Here is a 14,671-nt window from a genome sequence, read left to right on the forward strand (position 1 = left end):
CTCAGACGCAACGGGGACGGCACACCGGAGAACTCCTCGGCACCCGGTCACGCCTCCGACGCCCGTACGATCGCGGCATGCATCTGGACCTGAACCTCCTGACGGCGCTGGACGCGTTGCTCGAGGAGGCCAGCGTGGGCGCGGCCGCCGATCGCCTGCACCTGTCCTCGCCGGCGATGAGCCGGGCGCTCGGCCGGATCCGGCGGGTCACCGGTGATCAGATCCTGGTCCGGACCGGCCGGACGATGACCCCGACGCCGTACGCGCTCGCGATCCGGGCCCAGGTCCACGACCTGGTGGAGCAGGCCGAAAGCGTGCTCGCTCCCGAGCGGGAACTCAACCTCGCCGCGCTCGACCGCGTCTTCACGCTGATCTGTCACGACGCGATCACGACGGCGTTGGGCCCTCGGCTCATCGCGGCGGTCCATCGTGAGGCGCCGAACGTCCGGTTGCGGCTGCTCGCGGAGTCCAGTGTGGACACTCCCGAGCTGCGCCGAGGGCAGGTCGATCTCGAATTCGGCAGTGCCGCCCCGGATTCACCCGAGATCCGGTCGGAAACCTTCTTCGAGGATCGGCTCGTCCTCGCGGTCGCACCGACCCATCCCTTTGCCAGCAGGAAACCGACCATGCGCCGGTACGCCGACGCATCGCACGTCCGGATCACGAGGAGGGGACGTCTCCACGATCCGATGGATGATGTGCTGTCCGAGCACGGTCTTGAGCGCCAGGTCGTCGCGACCACACCGACCAGCACGGCGGCGCTCAGCGTTGTCCGGCTGGGGAAGTTCGTCACGGCCGTGCCCGAAAACATGTGCGCGGGCATGATCGAGGCCCTGGGCCTGGTGACCGTGCCGCTGCCGATGCCCACTCCCCCGGTGCCGCTCGTGGGTTGCTGGCATCAGCGCTACGAGAACGACAAGGCGCACCGTTGGCTCCGAGACCATGTCCACAGTGCCTTGCAGGAACTCGGCAGGCCGTAGGTCCCGGAAGTCAGTGGGTCCGGTCAGGAGCGCGCAGTCTCGGCCAACTGACGCGCGTGCCCCGGGTTTCGTTGTTATCGGGAAGAAGCATTCGATGCGGAGTTCCTGCTGGGTCACGTCCTGCGGTGTGCCGAGGGTGGTCACGGTGGAGAAGTAGTCGAACCGCCGGTCGCCGCGCGCGTGCCGGATCGGCACGATCGGCGGCACTGGCGTCTCCGGGTCGAGCGACCGCAACGACGCGGGCACGCCGGGACAGGCCAGCACCTCGTCGAGGATCCGCTGGGCTCGCTCGTCGGTGACGAGTCCGATCGCCTCCCGACGCGCGCGGCGGACCAGGGCCTCGGCGACCTCCGGCCAGTTCGTCACGTGCCGGCGGACACCGTCGGGGTGGAACATCCGCCGCAGCACGTTCGCCGGTCCGGGAGCGGTTTTCGGCTGCCCGTCCGGGGCGAGGAACCGGCGGACAGCGTCCAGTTCGGACTCCGGGCACTCCGGTGCGAAGCCGGCCTTGAGCAGCATCGTGTTCCGTTCACGAAAGGGCACATCGAGCACCTCCGCGAGCTTGAGCACCATGGCCCGGCTGGGTTTCGCGCGACCGGTCTCCAGGAAGCACAGGTGGCGGATCGAGACGGCCGCCTCGGCGGCCAGCGCCAGTTGGCTCAGCCGCCGGGCGCTCCGCCAGTGTGTCAACAACGGGCCGACGTCGGACACCACTCAAGTATCCCGCTGATCCTCGGCCGTACTCGGCGATCTCGCGCGGGTGCGCCCAGTGGTCAGGTCCGGTTGGCTGCGTGCCGAATGTCGGCGGCGGCGGCCTTGTCGCGTTGGGCGTCGATGTCAGCCAGTCGCCGGCGCAGGGTGTCAGTCATCAACTGCCAGGCGTCCGAGCCCAGTACGAGGCGGTGCGGCGGGTTCGGTGACTCTGCGGCGCGGATGATGGCCGCGACCGTGTTCTCCTGGCTGTCGGGCATCTCCTCGACCGGGATCGGCTCCTGGTCGGCCGGCCCGCCCCGGTACGGAGCGCTGACTGGCACCCGGGTGGCCGCGTCGAAGAAACCGGTGCGGACCATGCCCGGTTCGATCAGTGTGGTGCGGACCCCGAACGGCTCCACCTCAGCGGCCAGCGCGTCGAAGAAGCCCTCAATTCCCCACTTGGTCACGTGGTACAGCGAGAACCCGGGAAAAGTGAGCTGGCCGCCCATGCTCGACATCTGCATCAGCAGCCCGCCGCCCTGGGTCCGCAGGTGCGGCAGCACCGCGCGGGCGAGGTGGATCGAGCCGGTCAGATTAGTCGCGATCATCTGGTCGATCTGCGTGTCGGTCAGGTCTTCCGCGGTGGCGAACACGCCGTAGCCGGCGTTGGACACGACGACATCGATGCGTTCGTGCGCGGCGAATGCCTCGCCGACCACGGCGTGTAGCCGCGCGGTGTCCGTGACGTCCAGCGCGCGGACCCACAGCCGGTCACCGAAGCGCGTCATCAGGTCATCGAGTTGCTCCGGACGACGCAGGGTGGCCGCGGCCCGGTCGCCGCGGGCGAGTGCCTGCTCGACGAGTTCGCGACCCATGCCACGGGAAGCGCCGGTCACGAACCAGGTCCTCGTCATGATCAGTTTCTCCTCACTGTACGGAATGCCTTCCGCTCATCTGTTATCGGCAACTTCCATACTGGCCACCAAGAATCCATACGTCCAATGAGAGTTCTGGATCCCAGTGATACGTGTTCCGCATGGGTATGATCCGCGCGTGACTGAGCTGACCCTGACCGGGCTGCGCGTCGTGCGGGAGATCGCGCTGACTGGATCGTTCACCGCGGCGGCGCGGCTACTGGGCTACACACAGCCGACGATCTCGCGCCAGGTGGCCTCGATGGAGGCGGCGGCGGGGTCCCCGCTGTTCATTCGCGAGGGCCGCGGCGTGCGGGTCAGTCCGGCCGGCGCCGTCGTGGTGGAGCACGCGGGCCGGATCCTGGCCGGGGTGGAGACGCTGCGGCAGGACCTGGCCGCTCTGGGCGACCGATTGGCCGGCCGGATCACACTGGGCGCCTTCCCATCGGCGACCGCAGTGCTGGCGCCTCGGGCGCTGGCCCGACTGCGTGTCGATCATCCACGCCTGGAGGTGTCCCTGGCCGAGGCGCCGACACCCACCCTGCTGCGGCAGTTGCGGGCAGGGCGGCTGGCGGTGGCCGTCATCGGGGTCGGCGCGGGGTTGCCGGACTACGACCTGGCCGACTTCGACCGGCAGATCGTGTTCGCTGGTGGCCTGTGCGTGGCGGTGCCCGCCGAGCACCGGCTGGCCGGCGCCGGCATCGTCCCGGTGGCCGAGCTGGCCGGCGAGATCTGGATCGCCGGCGAGGGCTTGGGTGGGGAGCCGCAGTTCGGGGCCTGGCCCACACTCGCCGATCCGGTCATCGGCCACGCCGTGCGTGGGTGGCCCGCACGGCTGGGCTTGGTCGCCGCGGGACTGGGCCTGTGCCTGGTGCCCGAGGTCGCTGCCCTGTCCATCCCGGCCGGTGTGGTCAGCATCGGCGTCGACGACCCGAGCTGGCTGGGCCGGATGGTCGTTGCCCTCACCGCACGGGCCCCTGGCGCCGAAGCCGCCGCCGTGGTCGCCGCGCTACGCCGCGCAGGCGAGGACATCCACCTCCGCCGTGACGAACTGGCGCGCCAGCACACGGGTGACGGCCCGGTGCGACCAGCCGCGGTCGGGATCGATCGCGGCAGGTCCACTATGGACGGATTTGCTGGATGACGGGGCTTACCTCTGTGACAAGCAGTCGAGGAGGCCTCGTTCTGTCCTTGGGATTTGGCGGGTTCGAGAAGTGACTGATCCGAAGTGCTGGCCATGGGGTCCAGGTCAGCCGCGCTGGAGTCAGGAGTCGCCCCCACGCGCATGGCCTCCATGCTGGTCTTGCCGTCAGCCAGTCTCCGCCGGTAGTAGGCACGACCAGGCGTCTCGCGACGGAGTCAGACAATGGCCATCACATGCAGCACCCGGTTGATCCTGCGGTTGCCCGCCCGCGACAGCCGGCGCCGGCGTTGATCACCAGACGACGCCTCAAGCGGCGCCGTGCCGTTCCAGGACGCGAACCGGCCCTTGTCGCTGAACCGGCCGATATCGCCGATGTCACCGACCAGGCGGGCGGCGCTGGACGGGCCGATCCCGGTCAACTCCATCAGCGTGCTGCCACTCGCGATGACCAGCTCACGCAGCTCGACGTTGGCGGCCTTGATCCGCGTGTCGATCCGGTCCAGTTCGGTGACCAGGTCCGCGGCCAGCCGCCGGCGGGTGCGGCCCACGACATCCCGCGGCCGCACCGACGCCAGCAGGGCGCGGGCCTGCGCGGCGGACAGGAACTACTTCGCTCCGCCGGGAAGTAGTTCCAGCAGCAGGCTGTGCAGGCGGTTGACCGTCTGGGTGCGGCCATGGCCCAGTTCGTCTCGGTGATCGACCAGCAACCGCAACGCCACGGTCGCGTCATCGATCTGGACGTGCTGCAAATCCTTGGTGTGTAATGCGACCACGGCTACCGAGTGGGCGTCGACCGGGTCGGTCTTGCGGCCCTGGCCGGTGGCGAACACCCGCACCCGCGCCGCAAGCTTCTCGTCGATCTCGTCGAGGCGTCCTGCATCCGGATCCTTCGGTCGGTCGGTTGCGGACCAAGGAGCGGCCTCGGGCGTCGCCCACCGGCTCAGCGAGGGCGATGTGAGGGTCCGCGGCGGCCTCGTAGACGTGTTATCGCAGGCCTTGACGTTGCCACATCTCATAGTTGCCACACTCTGCGGTGATCGCGGCCGTGGCTTGGGCCGCGGCGACGAAGTCGTCGACCACCGTCGAGGCGCGCGATGCCGCCACGGCCAGGCACACCTGGTCGGGCGCGATGTCCGAGACGGGTACGTAGCTGATGTTCGGGTGCGAGTAGAACACGGTCGCCGAACGCGCCAGGAACGAGATGCCGCGGCCGGCCGCGACGTGCTCGAGCGTCTCGTCCACCCCGCGCACCAGATATCCGGCGTTGGGATGCGCGAGGCGCGTGGGTTGTGTGCTTGAGTCGGAGTCCCACAACAGAGGCTCGCCAGCCAGGTCGGCTTCGGTGATCTGTTCCTTGCCGGCCAACCGGTGGCCGGTGGGCAGGACCGCTACCCGCGGCTCGGTGTACACCGGGATCACGCGCAGCCCGGTCTCATCGATGGGCAGCCGTACGTAGCCGATGTCGATGCGGCCGTCGAGCAGCTTCGTGGCCTGATCGTCGCCTTCGATCCGTTGCACGTCCACGACCACGTCCGGGTGCTGGTCGGCGAACTGTTGGATCGCCGGGGTGACCGCGACGCCGGCCCGGAAGCCGACCATGAGTCGCCGGCCGCCGCGGGCGGCGAGGGTCACCCGACGGCGGGCCGCGTCGGCGGAGGCCAGCAACGGGCCGGCGTCGGCCAGTAGCTGCTCGCCGGCGTCGGTCAAGGTCACTCCGTGGCTGTCCCTCGTCAGCAGAGCGGCTCCGAGGTCGTGCTCGAGTGCGCGGATCTGCCTGCTGAGCACCGGCTGGGCGATGTGCAGGTCGTCGGCGGCACGGCCGAAGTGCAACCGGTTGGCCACGGCGACGAAGTAGCGCAGTTTACGCAGGTCCAGATCCATGGAGCCTCCTCGTGCGGCGATGCTCCCAGGGTATCGCCGTGATCGAAAGAGGTCTTGGACTCCCACCCGGGCCGGTGGCAACGTCAGGTGGTGAACGCCCTGCATCGCGCGTCGGACGCGATGGGAAACGGGCCTCTCACCTGGCGCAGAAAGCAGACACACCATGAGCAGCATCAGCATCATCGGTCTCGGGGGCATGGCCCGCGCTCTGGCCGAGCGGGCGCTCGCCGGCGGCCACGCAGTCGAGGTCATCGGCCGCGACCCGGCCAAGGCCGAGGAGGTCGCCGCTGCGCTCGGCGCCACAACGGGGGCCTTCGGCGCCACCCCTGCCGGTGACATCGTCATCCTCGCTGTGCCACACGGGGGCGGCGTAGCGGTCGTCAGCCAGTACGGGGACGCGTTGGCCGGCAAGGTCGTCGTCGACATCTCCAACACGTTCGTCGGCGCTGATGACACCAACCTGGTCACCCCGGAGGGCACGTCCGGCGCGCAACAGATCGCTGCCGCCCTGCCGGCGAGCGCGCACGTGGTCAAGGCGTTCAACACCGTCTTCGGGCACGTCCTGGCCCGGGGCGGCCAACTGGATGTGTTCTTCGCCGGCGACGACCCGGCGGCCAAGGCGAGCGTGGCGGCGTTCATCGAGAGTCTGGGCCTGCGGCCGCTGGATGTCGGTGGCCTGGAGATGGCGCACTGGCTGGAAGGAGCGGGCCTGCTGATGATGGGCCTGGCCCGCAGCGGCGCTGGTTTCGACATCGCCCTCGGCGCCGAGCTCCTCGGCTGACCGCGCCCACACTGCCCACTTCCCCCGGCGACATCACCACAGCCGGTCGACGGCTCGGGGAGAACGGCAAATCCGCCTACCCTGACAGGGAGTACTGATGCGCGTCTTCGTCACCGGCGGAACCGGCCATTCTGGGTCGTTCATCATCCCCGAGCTGATCGCCGCCGGCCACGAGGTCACGGGCTTGGCCCGATCGGACACGGCCGCCGCCGCGTTGACCGCGCTCGGCGCGACGGTGCGGCGCGGCGGCCTCGAGGACCTCGACGAGCTCAAGGAAGCGGCCGCGGACTCCGACGGCGTCGTCCACGTCGCCCACCGGCAGGACCTGCTGCCCACCGGCGGGATGAGCGCCGTGGCCGCGGCGGAGCTTCCGATCATGCACGCCTACGGTGAGGCGCTCGCGGGCACCGGCAAGCCGCTGGTCGTGGCCGGGAGCATCGGATCACCCGGCAACCTCGGACGACCGATCGTCGAGCAGGACCCGGCCCTGCCCAGCGGCGATGAGCACATGGGCACCTTGCGGGCTCGCAACGCCGTGGAAAGGGCCGTGATCGACCTCGCCGAACGAGGGGTCCGGTCGTCGGTCGTGCGGATCGCGAACATCGTGCACGACACCACCGATAGTGCCGGATTCCTTCCCCTGCTCATCGCACTGGCGAAGGAGAAGGGTTTCGCCGGTCACCCCGGAGACGGCGCGAACCTGTGGAACGCGGTACACGTTCGCGATCTCGCCTCACTATTCCGCCTGGCGCTGGAGAAAGGACCGGCCGGCAGCTACTGGCACGCGGTCGAGGACGGGGGTGTTTCCTTCCGCGAGATCGCAGAGGCCATCGGCAGCCGTTTGGACCTGCCCGTCGTGAGCATCCCCGCGGACGAACTGATGACGCCGGGATACTTCGGCTTTCTCGCGAACATCGCCACCCAGAGCTACCCGGCGTCCAACCTCATCACCCGCCGCACCTTGGGCTGGGAACCCAACCAGCCCGGCCTGCTCGCCGATCTGGACAACGGCCACTACTTCCCCGACGTCACCGCGCCAGTCCGCGACGACGTGGCCACGCTGGAGGACTTCGTCCGCGGCGGAGAGGGGGCTCTTGCGATGGTCGACGAGAACGCCGTCTGGCGGGAGGCGGAGAGCTTGCCCTGGGGTGGGGAATGGCGAGGGCCGGACGGGTTCTCACGTCTGACCCGTGAGATCGACGTGCTGGCAGAGCTCACCGCACGCGGGCACGAGATCGTCCGGGCAGGCGACGTGGTGGAGTTGCGGCTCGACGCCGTTTTCACCTCTCGCAAGAGCGGGCGACAACTGCCAATGACAGTTGTGGAGCACTATCGGGTCCATGACGGGAAGATCTACGGCGCGGACGCCTTCTACAAAGACACCCAGGCTGTCAACGACCTAGTCAAGAACGGTTGACTCACCCGGTCTTCATTCGCGCCCCAGCCGGGAACGACCTCGAATTCACGTGCCGCGTCTCGCCCGGCACCGTAACCGCCGGGCAAGCCGAGACCAGGTCGTCGGCGACGTTTGTCGTGGCTGGTCGCACACGAATGACTGAAGGAGACACCGATGCCCGACTATGGTCATCCTCTGCGTTTCGCCACGTTCATCTCTCCCGCCAACTCCCCAACTCACGCTCCAGTCGAATTAGCGCAGCTCAGTGAGCGGCTCGGTTTCGATTTCGTCACCTTCCAGGATCATCCCTACAAGGCCGACTTCCTCGACACCTGGACTCTGCTGAGCTGGGCGGCCGCGCGGACCGAGCGCATCGGTCTGTCCGGCAACGTGCTGAACCTGCCGCTACGCCCCCCTGCCGTGCTCGCCCGCGCGATGGCCAGCCTGGACCTGCTCTCCGGTGGACGAACGAGCCTCGGGCTCGGGGCCGGCTTCTACTGGGATGCCGTGCAAGCGATCGGCGGGCGGCGGCTAACCCCGCTGCAGGGCGTGACGGCCCTGAGCGAGGCAATCGACGTGATCCGCGGGGTTTGGGACGCCGACGTGCCCGGCGCGCTCACTGTCGAGGGCGAGTTCTACAAGGTCCACGGCGCCGAGCGGGGACCCACACCCGCACACCACATCCCGATCTGGCTCGGCGCCCACAAGCCGAAGATGCAGGACCTGGTCGGACGCAAGGCCGATGGCTGGCTGCCGTCCCTGCCGGTCATGGAATCTGGCGGCTTGCCCAAGGGAAACGCCATCATCGACGACGCCGCACGCGCTGCAGGCCGCGACCCCCGCGACATTGCCCGTCTGCTCAACATCTTCCCAGGCCAGCAGACCGCGGAAGCCCTGGCCCAGATGACGCTCGAGGACGGCGTCAGCATCTTCATCCTGGCCAGCGACGAGCGGGATGTACTCGAACGCTTCGCCGCTGAAACGATCCCCGCAGTACGCGAACACGTCGCCCACGGACGCAAGTAGGCCTCGTCTGCGCTTGGCGGCGTGGCGCGCGGTCTAGGGCGCCCAGCGCGCCAATGCCGTCTACGCCGCCCACTACCAGCACCTGACCAGCCGCGCCGACAACACGCTCACCCCGACCCAGGCACAAGCCGCGATCGTCGCGAGCATCCTGCGCCACCTGCATGCTGTCATCACCACCGGTTGCCGGTGGGACCCCCAGACCGCAACACACGGCACTCGAACCACGACGCCGTCGGCCACCGCCGCCTGAGCGAGGCGGTCACCAAGCTGATGGTCGGGGCGAACCTCACGTGGCATTGAGACACACCGTGATCTCGACGCTCATCACGGGCAGCCCCGTCCGTCGTCGAACCAACCCGATTACACGCTGCTGGGATCACCCCCGTGACCGCTCTGCGGCGAACCTTCCGCAATGGACCGGCCGGGTTCGATCTGGAGTGTCCTGCTGTGCGCCACTGCGGGCGAGAACACCACGTGGCCGGTGCCGCGGCATGGTCGTCGAGATCGCCGGCAAGACGCTCGCCCGACCGCTGCTAAGCAGCCGTACCGCCCTCCTGGCGAAACGTAGCCATACCCGTGCCCGTGAATGACGGGCACGGGTACGCCGCTGCCTCAGGACTCAGATGGCGCGCACGCCCTGGGCCTGCGGTCCCTTCTGTCCTTGGCCGATCTCGAACTCGACCCGCTGACCCTCGTCGAGGGACTTGAAGCCGCTGCCCTGGATCTCCGAGTAGTGGACAAAGACATCGGGTCCGCCGCCATCCTGGGCGATGAACCCGAAACCCTTCTCACCGTTGAACCACTTCACACTGCCTTGCGCCATGCCAAACGCTCCTACCGGCGCCGTTCCGCCCCACGGTGAGGTCGGCCGACAACCGGCTGGTGAGACTACCGGCTGAGCTTGGTCGAGATCGACCCGAGGCAGTGTGACGCAGTTTGCCCCCGTCGCGTCCAGCCCGAGCATCTTCGTGACTACGTGGCGTTCTGACTTGACCCCGAATGTTGGACACCTGACACACACCCGGATCGGCCGGGACGCCGCGAGTTGGAGGAGAACGCGAGATCCTGCGCAAGGCGGCCAAGTATTTCGCCGGGGAGACGCGCTGGTGAACCGCTTCCAGTTCGTCGCCGACCACCACCGCCGCTACGGCGTGAAGCGGTTGTGCCAGGTCATCGGTATCGCCCGGCCCAGCTTCTACCAATGCAAGGCCACCGCAGCCGATCGGGTGGCCCGGGCGGCCGCCGCTCGGAAGCCGACCTGGTGAAGCGAACCGCCACAGCTCTTGCAGGTCGCGGGCATGATCCCGACGTGGGTGCCGTTGGCGTCACGGCGGTAACGCAGGATGCCGTCGGATTGGCGGCTGGCGTCCAAGTCGTCCATGGCGCGCTACCCTAGCAGGCGCTCGCACACACGTTCGAGTTATCCGCATCTGGGGACAAGGTGTGGATAACTACCCACGGTTGAACCGAAAGCGGACACCATCGGCCTCGGCCACGGACCACATCCGGTCACCACCGTGCCCGATCTACGCCACGCGCGGAGACATCCGGTGAAGGGTGTCCATCTTCGCCGGGACGGTGTCCGCGGCCGCTGACGTGGCGGGCAAGGTGAACGGCAGGAGGCGGCCACGCCCACGGCACCCGCTTTCAGCAACTGACGGCGGCTCAGATGGAATGCCATGCTTCGCTCGCTGATGGTGGGACATCTGCGGAGACTGTCTGGTCAGCCCAGCTCCGGCATGGTTCGCTACCCGGCCAGCGGCCGTCGACTCAGAACTGGGTGAAGAACCGCCACGTCAGGCCCGGAAGGTACGACAGCAGTTCGGTGTGCCGGCCGTCGAACGCGATCCACTCGACCGGGTGCCCGGCCGAGCAGTTCTTGAAGTCGGTCACGGTGTGCGCGCCGCTGCCCTTCGCCGGCGCCGGTGGGGTCTGCATCGTGCAGCCGTTGTTGCGCACGAAGCGGTCGGCCAGCGCCAGACCGCCGGAGTAACTGAGCGTCGGGTCGCTGATGCCATGCGAAGCGAGGTAAGCGATCGGCAGCGTGCCGCCGCTGCATCCGCTCAGCAGCCCGGCGGAGTAGGCAGCGACGGCGCGGAAGACCGTGGCGCGCGAGCACGCGAGCCCGTAGGTCATGGCGGCGCCGTAGCTGAAGCCCGCGGAGAAGATCCGGGTGGTGTCGACGCAGAGCCCCGCCTCGAACTGATTGAGCATGGCGTCGACGAAGGCCACATCGCGGCCGTTGGAGTTGGCCCAGCCGTTGCTGATGCCCTGCGGCGCGACGAAGATCGTCGTGTCTTTGGACAGGTCCTGCAGGCCGTAGTAGGGCCGCCCGCTGCGGCCGGTGGCCACGTCAGTGGCGGTGCCGCCGAGCCAGTGGAAGGCGAAGACGAGCCGGTACGGGTGGTTGCGGTCGTAGTTGCCGGGCAGGGTCAGGATGTAGCTACGGTTGGTGCCGCCGCTGAGGATGGTGTGCGTGCCACTGCTCAGCCCCGGGGCCTTGCCGCATCCGGTGGTCGAGGCGGCCGGGGCGGCCTGGGAGGCGGCCGCGGACGCCGGGACAGTCGTCATCGTGGCGGCGGCCGTCAGGGCGGCCAGCGTGGCGGCGATCAGCAACGTCGCCCGCCGGCACAGCGAATGCGACGGAGCGCGCGTGTCGCTGGTCGAGATATGTGGGCCGAATTTCATGGGTCTCCCGGATTTGCGGACGGCGACGGGTACGTCTCCGCGCGTCGTTGAGCGAATCTGGACGGAAGCGGTGCGCCGGAATGCTCACCACGCGGTGCGATCGCGTGATCGCGAACTCGATGTCGAGATATGTCTGCCTGGAGGCAGTAGCAGGCTTGATGACGTTGCAGAGCCGGTAGTTCGTACTTCTCAGGTGGCACGCGGCCGTGCTGCGGGCGCGCTGCCGCCGTGGGTGGCATTCAGTCCCCAGCCGTGGCGGAGCCGGTCGAGCCCGGACTGGTTGGTGACGGTCAGCGAAAGGTTGGTGCCGCTGCCGGTGAGCGAGGTGATCGCGCACGAGGCGTTGAAACACGGGCCCGGGCCGGTCTTCTGGTCGGCCCGCTTGACCCCCGTCCACAGCAACGACCCCATGCCCAGACTGCGCACGGTGTCGGTGAGCGCGTAGTAGTAGGAGACGTTGTTGTTGCCGTCGCGGGGGCCGTTGTAGTTGACGCCGGTGGTCATCGGCACGCCGAACTCGGTGAGCACGGCCCGGTCGGCGTGGCCGCACAGGCGCCCCTTGAAGCTGGCGATCCAGTCGGCCTCGGTGGGGTGGGTCTCCCCGCCCAGGGTGTAGCTGTGGATCGACAACAGGGTGCCGTTGAGCCGCGAGTCGGCGCCCACCGCGCACAGGTCGATGTCCGACCACAGGCCGGGAATGACCATCCGGCCACGGGGCACGGTGCGATAGTGCCCCAGCCAGGCGGCGGCGAGGTCGGTCAGTTCGGTGGCGCTGTACCCCCAGGGCTCGTTGAGCATGTCGAAGTAGAAGTGGCTGTTGGCGCCGTACGTGGCGATGACGGCGTCCCACATCGTGTAGAACGCGTTCATGTTCGTGATCCGGCCGCTGCCCGGCTGGGTCCAGGGGGCGATCATGACGTTCATGCCCAGCGCGTCGGCCGCGTCGTAGGCCGCCACGAGGCTGCGCCACCAGGACGACGAGGTGGTCTCCGGGTTGATGCCGACCCGGATCGTGTTGGCGCCCAGCCTCTGGAAGCCCGTGAGAATGGACGTCGCCTTCGCATAGGTGGTCGAATAGTTGTCCGATGTGGACAGTCCGATCGGGACGTTCGGGTCGGTCAGGTAGTTGTCCCGGTAGTCGGCCCAGTTCACCCCGTGGAACTGGTTGGTGGCGGCGTGCGCCGACGGACCGGTGGCGGCCTGGATGCCGAGGCATCCCAGCACCAGGGCGAGAACCAGGCCGATCGAGGCGGCAGGCCACGGCCGGCGTCCGGTTGATCTCATCTTTCCTCCATGACGGGGACGGCGCCGATTTGCAGCCAGGGTTCGCGGATGCCCAGGCGAGAGTGTTGTTGCGGCAGCTGGTACCTGCTGCGATGACGTGCCACCAGGTACGCCGGTTGAACCGTCATCGGGCCGCCACGCGGTAGTCGCCTGAGGCGCTGACGGACAGGTAGACGTAGGACCCGTCGCTGTCCGCGCTGGTGACGCCGGCCCCGGCGGAGAATGTGCCGTGGTCCCAGACGGTTGTTCCGTTCACGGTGATTGCCGTGTTCGGGCCGGAGGCCGGGACGGCGATGGCGCCGCTGGTCCCGTCCGGGGCGGTGACGTCCACATCGAACTCGCCGCCACTCGCGCGGCCCCACTTGACCGCCAGTGGCCCGTGTGGGGTGGGGACCTGCCCTACGGTCCAGCTCAACGATCCGGGCTGCGGCTGGACGATCCAGGTCGCATACCCGGCTCCAACCGGCCGAGCGCCGAGCACGTAGCCGGTCAGGGCCGAGGTGGGACCGGACGACCAGCCATGGGCCAGGCTCGTGCTGCCCTTCTGGATGCTGCCGTCGGAGTTCAGGTTCTCCCACATCGCGCCGGTGAAATCGGGACCTGGCGTGACCATCTGACCCCAGACGTCACTCAACAGCTGCATCGCGCCGGTGTCGTCGCCAGCGGCCAGCCGCGCCCGCAGTTCGTAGCCGGAGACGAACGGGCTGATCAGCGTGGAGTAGCCGGTGCCGGTGAAGGGCCGCGGGCCGTGCGTGCCCCACAGCGCGGACTTCAGCTTGGCCAGGATGCCGGGACCGGCGCCAGCGGGCGCGACGCCGAACAGGACCGCGTCGGCGTTGGCGTCCTGGGCGACGGTGCCGCGGACTTTGTCGCTGAGGTCGTAGACGCCGGTGCGGGAGTTGAAAAGGTTGGTGTTGATCGCAGTGCGCAGGGCCGCCGCCTTGTTCGTGTACTGCGTCGCGAGATCGGCCTGGCCCGTCTCCCGCGCCAGGTATGCACCCTCGATCAGGTTCAGGTAGTACAGCGCGTTGTACTCGGTCACGGCACCGGTCTTGATACCGTCGTACCAGTCCCAATCCTGGCCGTCGCTGGTGTCGGTGACCAGCAGTCCCAGCGAGTTGACCCGCGAGGCGTTCCAGGCGAGCTCCCGCTGTACGATCGGGAACTCCTGCCGGGCGAAGGCGAGGTCGCCGGTGGCGCGGTAGTAGTCGGCCAGGTCGGGGGTGAAGTACATGGAGTAGCTGGTCGAATAACACGCGGTCGTGCCAGGGATCGGCGGCCCGGTATGCACCGGGGACTGCGGCGCCAGGCATCCGGTGACGAAGCCGCTGCTGAGCTGGTAGCTGCCGAGCAGCCGGATGGATTGCTTGAGGTAGTCGTTTCCGTTGGCGCCCAGGCTGTCGTAGACCGTCGGGCCCTCGATGTTGATGTCACCGATCCAGACGTTGCGATCCCGCTTGGCCCCGTCCAGGATCAGCGGCAGCTGGTTGACGCCCCCACCCCCGCGGGCAGCATGCTGAGCTGGGTGGTGTAGGCGCCGGCGTACCAGATCTTGTTCAGCTGGTCGGAGCTGGACAGGAAGTACCCCTGGTACTCGTTTGCCGTCGCGCGGTAGGCGCTGAACCGGATGCCGACCGCGCTGAGCGTGACCGAGCCGGCGGAGGTCAGCGTGATCTCCTCGAACCGCTCGCCGCCCTGGATGTAGCGGTTGGTTATCGTCCCGGCCGCGCCGACGGTGTAGCTGTCGGCCCTGGACGGGTCGCCCGCGTTGAAGGCATGCCCGCCGTCACCCTTGGCGCTGATGAACTGCTTCCCCTCGCTGTAGGCGGCGCGCAGCACCGGGCTGCCGTTCTTCGCCGCCACCGTGAAGTACGGGACGCCGCC

At 68.5% G+C, this 14,671-nt stretch carries 14 protein-coding genes and 2 pseudogenes; 6 read left to right on the forward strand and 10 right to left on the reverse strand.

Translation table 11 applies throughout. The features are described from left to right. The first annotated feature begins 77 nt into the window (after positions 1–77). Positions 78–980, forward strand: coding sequence for a LysR family transcriptional regulator (locus KUTG_RS01970; RefSeq protein ID WP_043714451.1), 903 nt, complete (start codon positions 78–80; stop codon positions 978–980). 129 nt (positions 981–1,109) lie between these two features. On the opposite strand, the pseudogene KUTG_RS55800 reads toward KUTG_RS01970, so the two are convergent. Beyond that, a pseudogene (locus KUTG_RS55800) lies at positions 1,110–1,694 on the reverse strand (helix-turn-helix domain-containing protein); the annotation flags it as partial. A 59-nt stretch (positions 1,695–1,753) separates the two neighbouring features. Then, positions 1,754–2,587, reverse strand: a complete 834-nt coding sequence (locus tag KUTG_RS01975; RefSeq protein WP_043714454.1) for an SDR family oxidoreductase — start codon at positions 2,585–2,587, stop codon at positions 1,754–1,756. A 139-nt stretch (positions 2,588–2,726) separates the two neighbouring features. Here KUTG_RS01975 and KUTG_RS01980 point away from each other — a divergent pair, with 139 nt between their 5' ends. Continuing rightward, on the forward strand, positions 2,727–3,731 hold the full coding sequence (locus KUTG_RS01980; protein ID WP_063753467.1) for a LysR family transcriptional regulator: 1,005 nt from the start codon (positions 2,727–2,729) through the stop codon (positions 3,729–3,731). 215 nt (positions 3,732–3,946) lie between these two features. On the opposite strand, the gene KUTG_RS52765 is transcribed toward KUTG_RS01980, so the two are convergent. From KUTG_RS52765 to KUTG_RS01990, 3 genes are all read right to left on the reverse strand, one after another. Further along, positions 3,947–4,297: an IS110 family transposase gene (locus tag KUTG_RS52765; RefSeq protein ID WP_052393745.1), complete on the reverse strand. Its 351-nt coding sequence runs from the start codon at positions 4,295–4,297 to the stop codon at positions 3,947–3,949. Between the two features lie 39 nt (positions 4,298–4,336). After that, positions 4,337–4,567 carry an IS110 family transposase gene (locus tag KUTG_RS60580; RefSeq protein ID WP_052393746.1) on the reverse strand — a complete coding sequence of 77 codons (231 nt, stop codon included), beginning with the start codon at positions 4,565–4,567 and terminating at the stop codon, positions 4,337–4,339. A gap of 148 nt (positions 4,568–4,715) precedes the next feature. Further along, entirely contained in the window at positions 4,716–5,612 is an 897-nt protein-coding gene (locus tag KUTG_RS01990; protein WP_043714456.1) for a LysR family transcriptional regulator, read from the reverse strand. Between the two features lie 163 nt (positions 5,613–5,775). Between KUTG_RS01990 and KUTG_RS01995 the strand changes: the two genes are divergently transcribed. The 3 genes from KUTG_RS01995 to KUTG_RS02005 all read left to right on the forward strand — a co-directional run bounded on the left by KUTG_RS01995 (position 5,776) and on the right by KUTG_RS02005 (position 8,815). Continuing rightward, positions 5,776–6,393 carry an NADPH-dependent F420 reductase gene (locus KUTG_RS01995; RefSeq protein ID WP_043714459.1) on the forward strand — a complete coding sequence of 206 codons (618 nt, stop codon included), beginning with the start codon at positions 5,776–5,778 and terminating at the stop codon, positions 6,391–6,393. 97 nt (positions 6,394–6,490) lie between these two features. Then, a complete protein-coding gene (locus KUTG_RS02000; protein ID WP_084578785.1) occupies positions 6,491–7,810 on the forward strand; it encodes an NAD-dependent epimerase/dehydratase family protein in 1,320 nt (439 codons plus the stop codon). Positions 7,811–7,963: 153 nt separating this feature from the next. Then, positions 7,964–8,815: an LLM class flavin-dependent oxidoreductase gene (locus tag KUTG_RS02005; protein ID WP_043714461.1), complete on the forward strand. Its 852-nt coding sequence runs from the start codon at positions 7,964–7,966 to the stop codon at positions 8,813–8,815. 619 nt (positions 8,816–9,434) lie between these two features. On the opposite strand, the gene KUTG_RS02010 is transcribed toward KUTG_RS02005, so the two are convergent. Continuing rightward, positions 9,435–9,638 carry a cold-shock protein gene (locus KUTG_RS02010; RefSeq protein ID WP_043714464.1) on the reverse strand — a complete coding sequence of 68 codons (204 nt, stop codon included), beginning with the start codon at positions 9,636–9,638 and terminating at the stop codon, positions 9,435–9,437. A gap of 283 nt (positions 9,639–9,921) precedes the next feature. Between KUTG_RS02010 and KUTG_RS55810 the strand changes: the two genes are divergently transcribed. Next, positions 9,922–10,080 (forward strand): hypothetical protein, encoded by a 159-nt coding sequence (locus tag KUTG_RS55810; protein WP_157494243.1) that lies wholly within the window; start codon positions 9,922–9,924, stop codon positions 10,078–10,080. 505 nt (positions 10,081–10,585) lie between these two features. Here the strand turns inward: KUTG_RS55810 and KUTG_RS02015 are convergent. The 4 genes and pseudogenes from KUTG_RS02015 to KUTG_RS52775 form a co-directional block, all read right to left on the reverse strand. Beyond that, on the reverse strand, positions 10,586–11,503 hold the full coding sequence (locus KUTG_RS02015; protein ID WP_052393747.1) for a CE1 family esterase: 918 nt from the start codon (positions 11,501–11,503) through the stop codon (positions 10,586–10,588). Positions 11,504–11,692: 189 nt separating this feature from the next. Then, the gene (locus KUTG_RS02020; RefSeq protein ID WP_063753468.1) at positions 11,693–12,787 is read right to left on the reverse strand and encodes a cellulase family glycosylhydrolase; all 1,095 of its coding nucleotides are present in this window, start codon (positions 12,785–12,787) and stop codon (positions 11,693–11,695) included. Positions 12,788–12,911: 124 nt separating this feature from the next. Then, a complete protein-coding gene (locus tag KUTG_RS02025; protein ID WP_084578786.1) occupies positions 12,912–14,336 on the reverse strand; it encodes an alpha-L-rhamnosidase C-terminal domain-containing protein in 1,425 nt (474 codons plus the stop codon). Continuing rightward, positions 14,261–14,671: pseudogene (locus KUTG_RS52775) on the reverse strand (hypothetical protein); the annotation flags it as partial. The gene KUTG_RS02025 and the pseudogene KUTG_RS52775, both read right to left, overlap by 76 nt.

The organism is Kutzneria sp. 744, from assembly GCF_000568255.1.
GTDB lineage: Bacteria > Actinomycetota > Actinomycetes > Mycobacteriales > Pseudonocardiaceae > Kutzneria.

Bases quoted from the DNA above. Each gene is read 5' to 3' on its own strand.
- KUTG_RS02010 (WP_043714464.1), bottom strand. From the start codon at position 9,638: ATGGCGCAAGGCAGTGTGAAGTGGTTCAACGGTGAGAAGGGTTTCGGG.
- KUTG_RS01995 (WP_043714459.1), top strand. From the start codon at position 5,776: ATGAGCAGCATCAGCATCATCGGTCTCGGGGGCATGGCCCGCGCTCTG.
- KUTG_RS02015 (WP_052393747.1), bottom strand. From the start codon at position 11,503: ATGAAATTCGGCCCACATATCTCGACCAGCGACACGCGCGCTCCGTCG.
- KUTG_RS02020 (WP_063753468.1), bottom strand. From the start codon at position 12,787: ATGAGATCAACCGGACGCCGGCCGTGGCCTGCCGCCTCGATCGGCCTG.
- KUTG_RS01990 (WP_043714456.1), bottom strand. From the start codon at position 5,612: ATGGATCTGGACCTGCGTAAACTGCGCTACTTCGTCGCCGTGGCCAAC.
- KUTG_RS01970 (WP_043714451.1), top strand. From the start codon at position 78: ATGCATCTGGACCTGAACCTCCTGACGGCGCTGGACGCGTTGCTCGAG.
- KUTG_RS02000 (WP_084578785.1), top strand. From the start codon at position 6,491: ATGCGCGTCTTCGTCACCGGCGGAACCGGCCATTCTGGGTCGTTCATC.
- KUTG_RS01975 (WP_043714454.1), bottom strand. From the start codon at position 2,587: ATGACGAGGACCTGGTTCGTGACCGGCGCTTCCCGTGGCATGGGTCGC.
- KUTG_RS02005 (WP_043714461.1), top strand. From the start codon at position 7,964: ATGCCCGACTATGGTCATCCTCTGCGTTTCGCCACGTTCATCTCTCCC.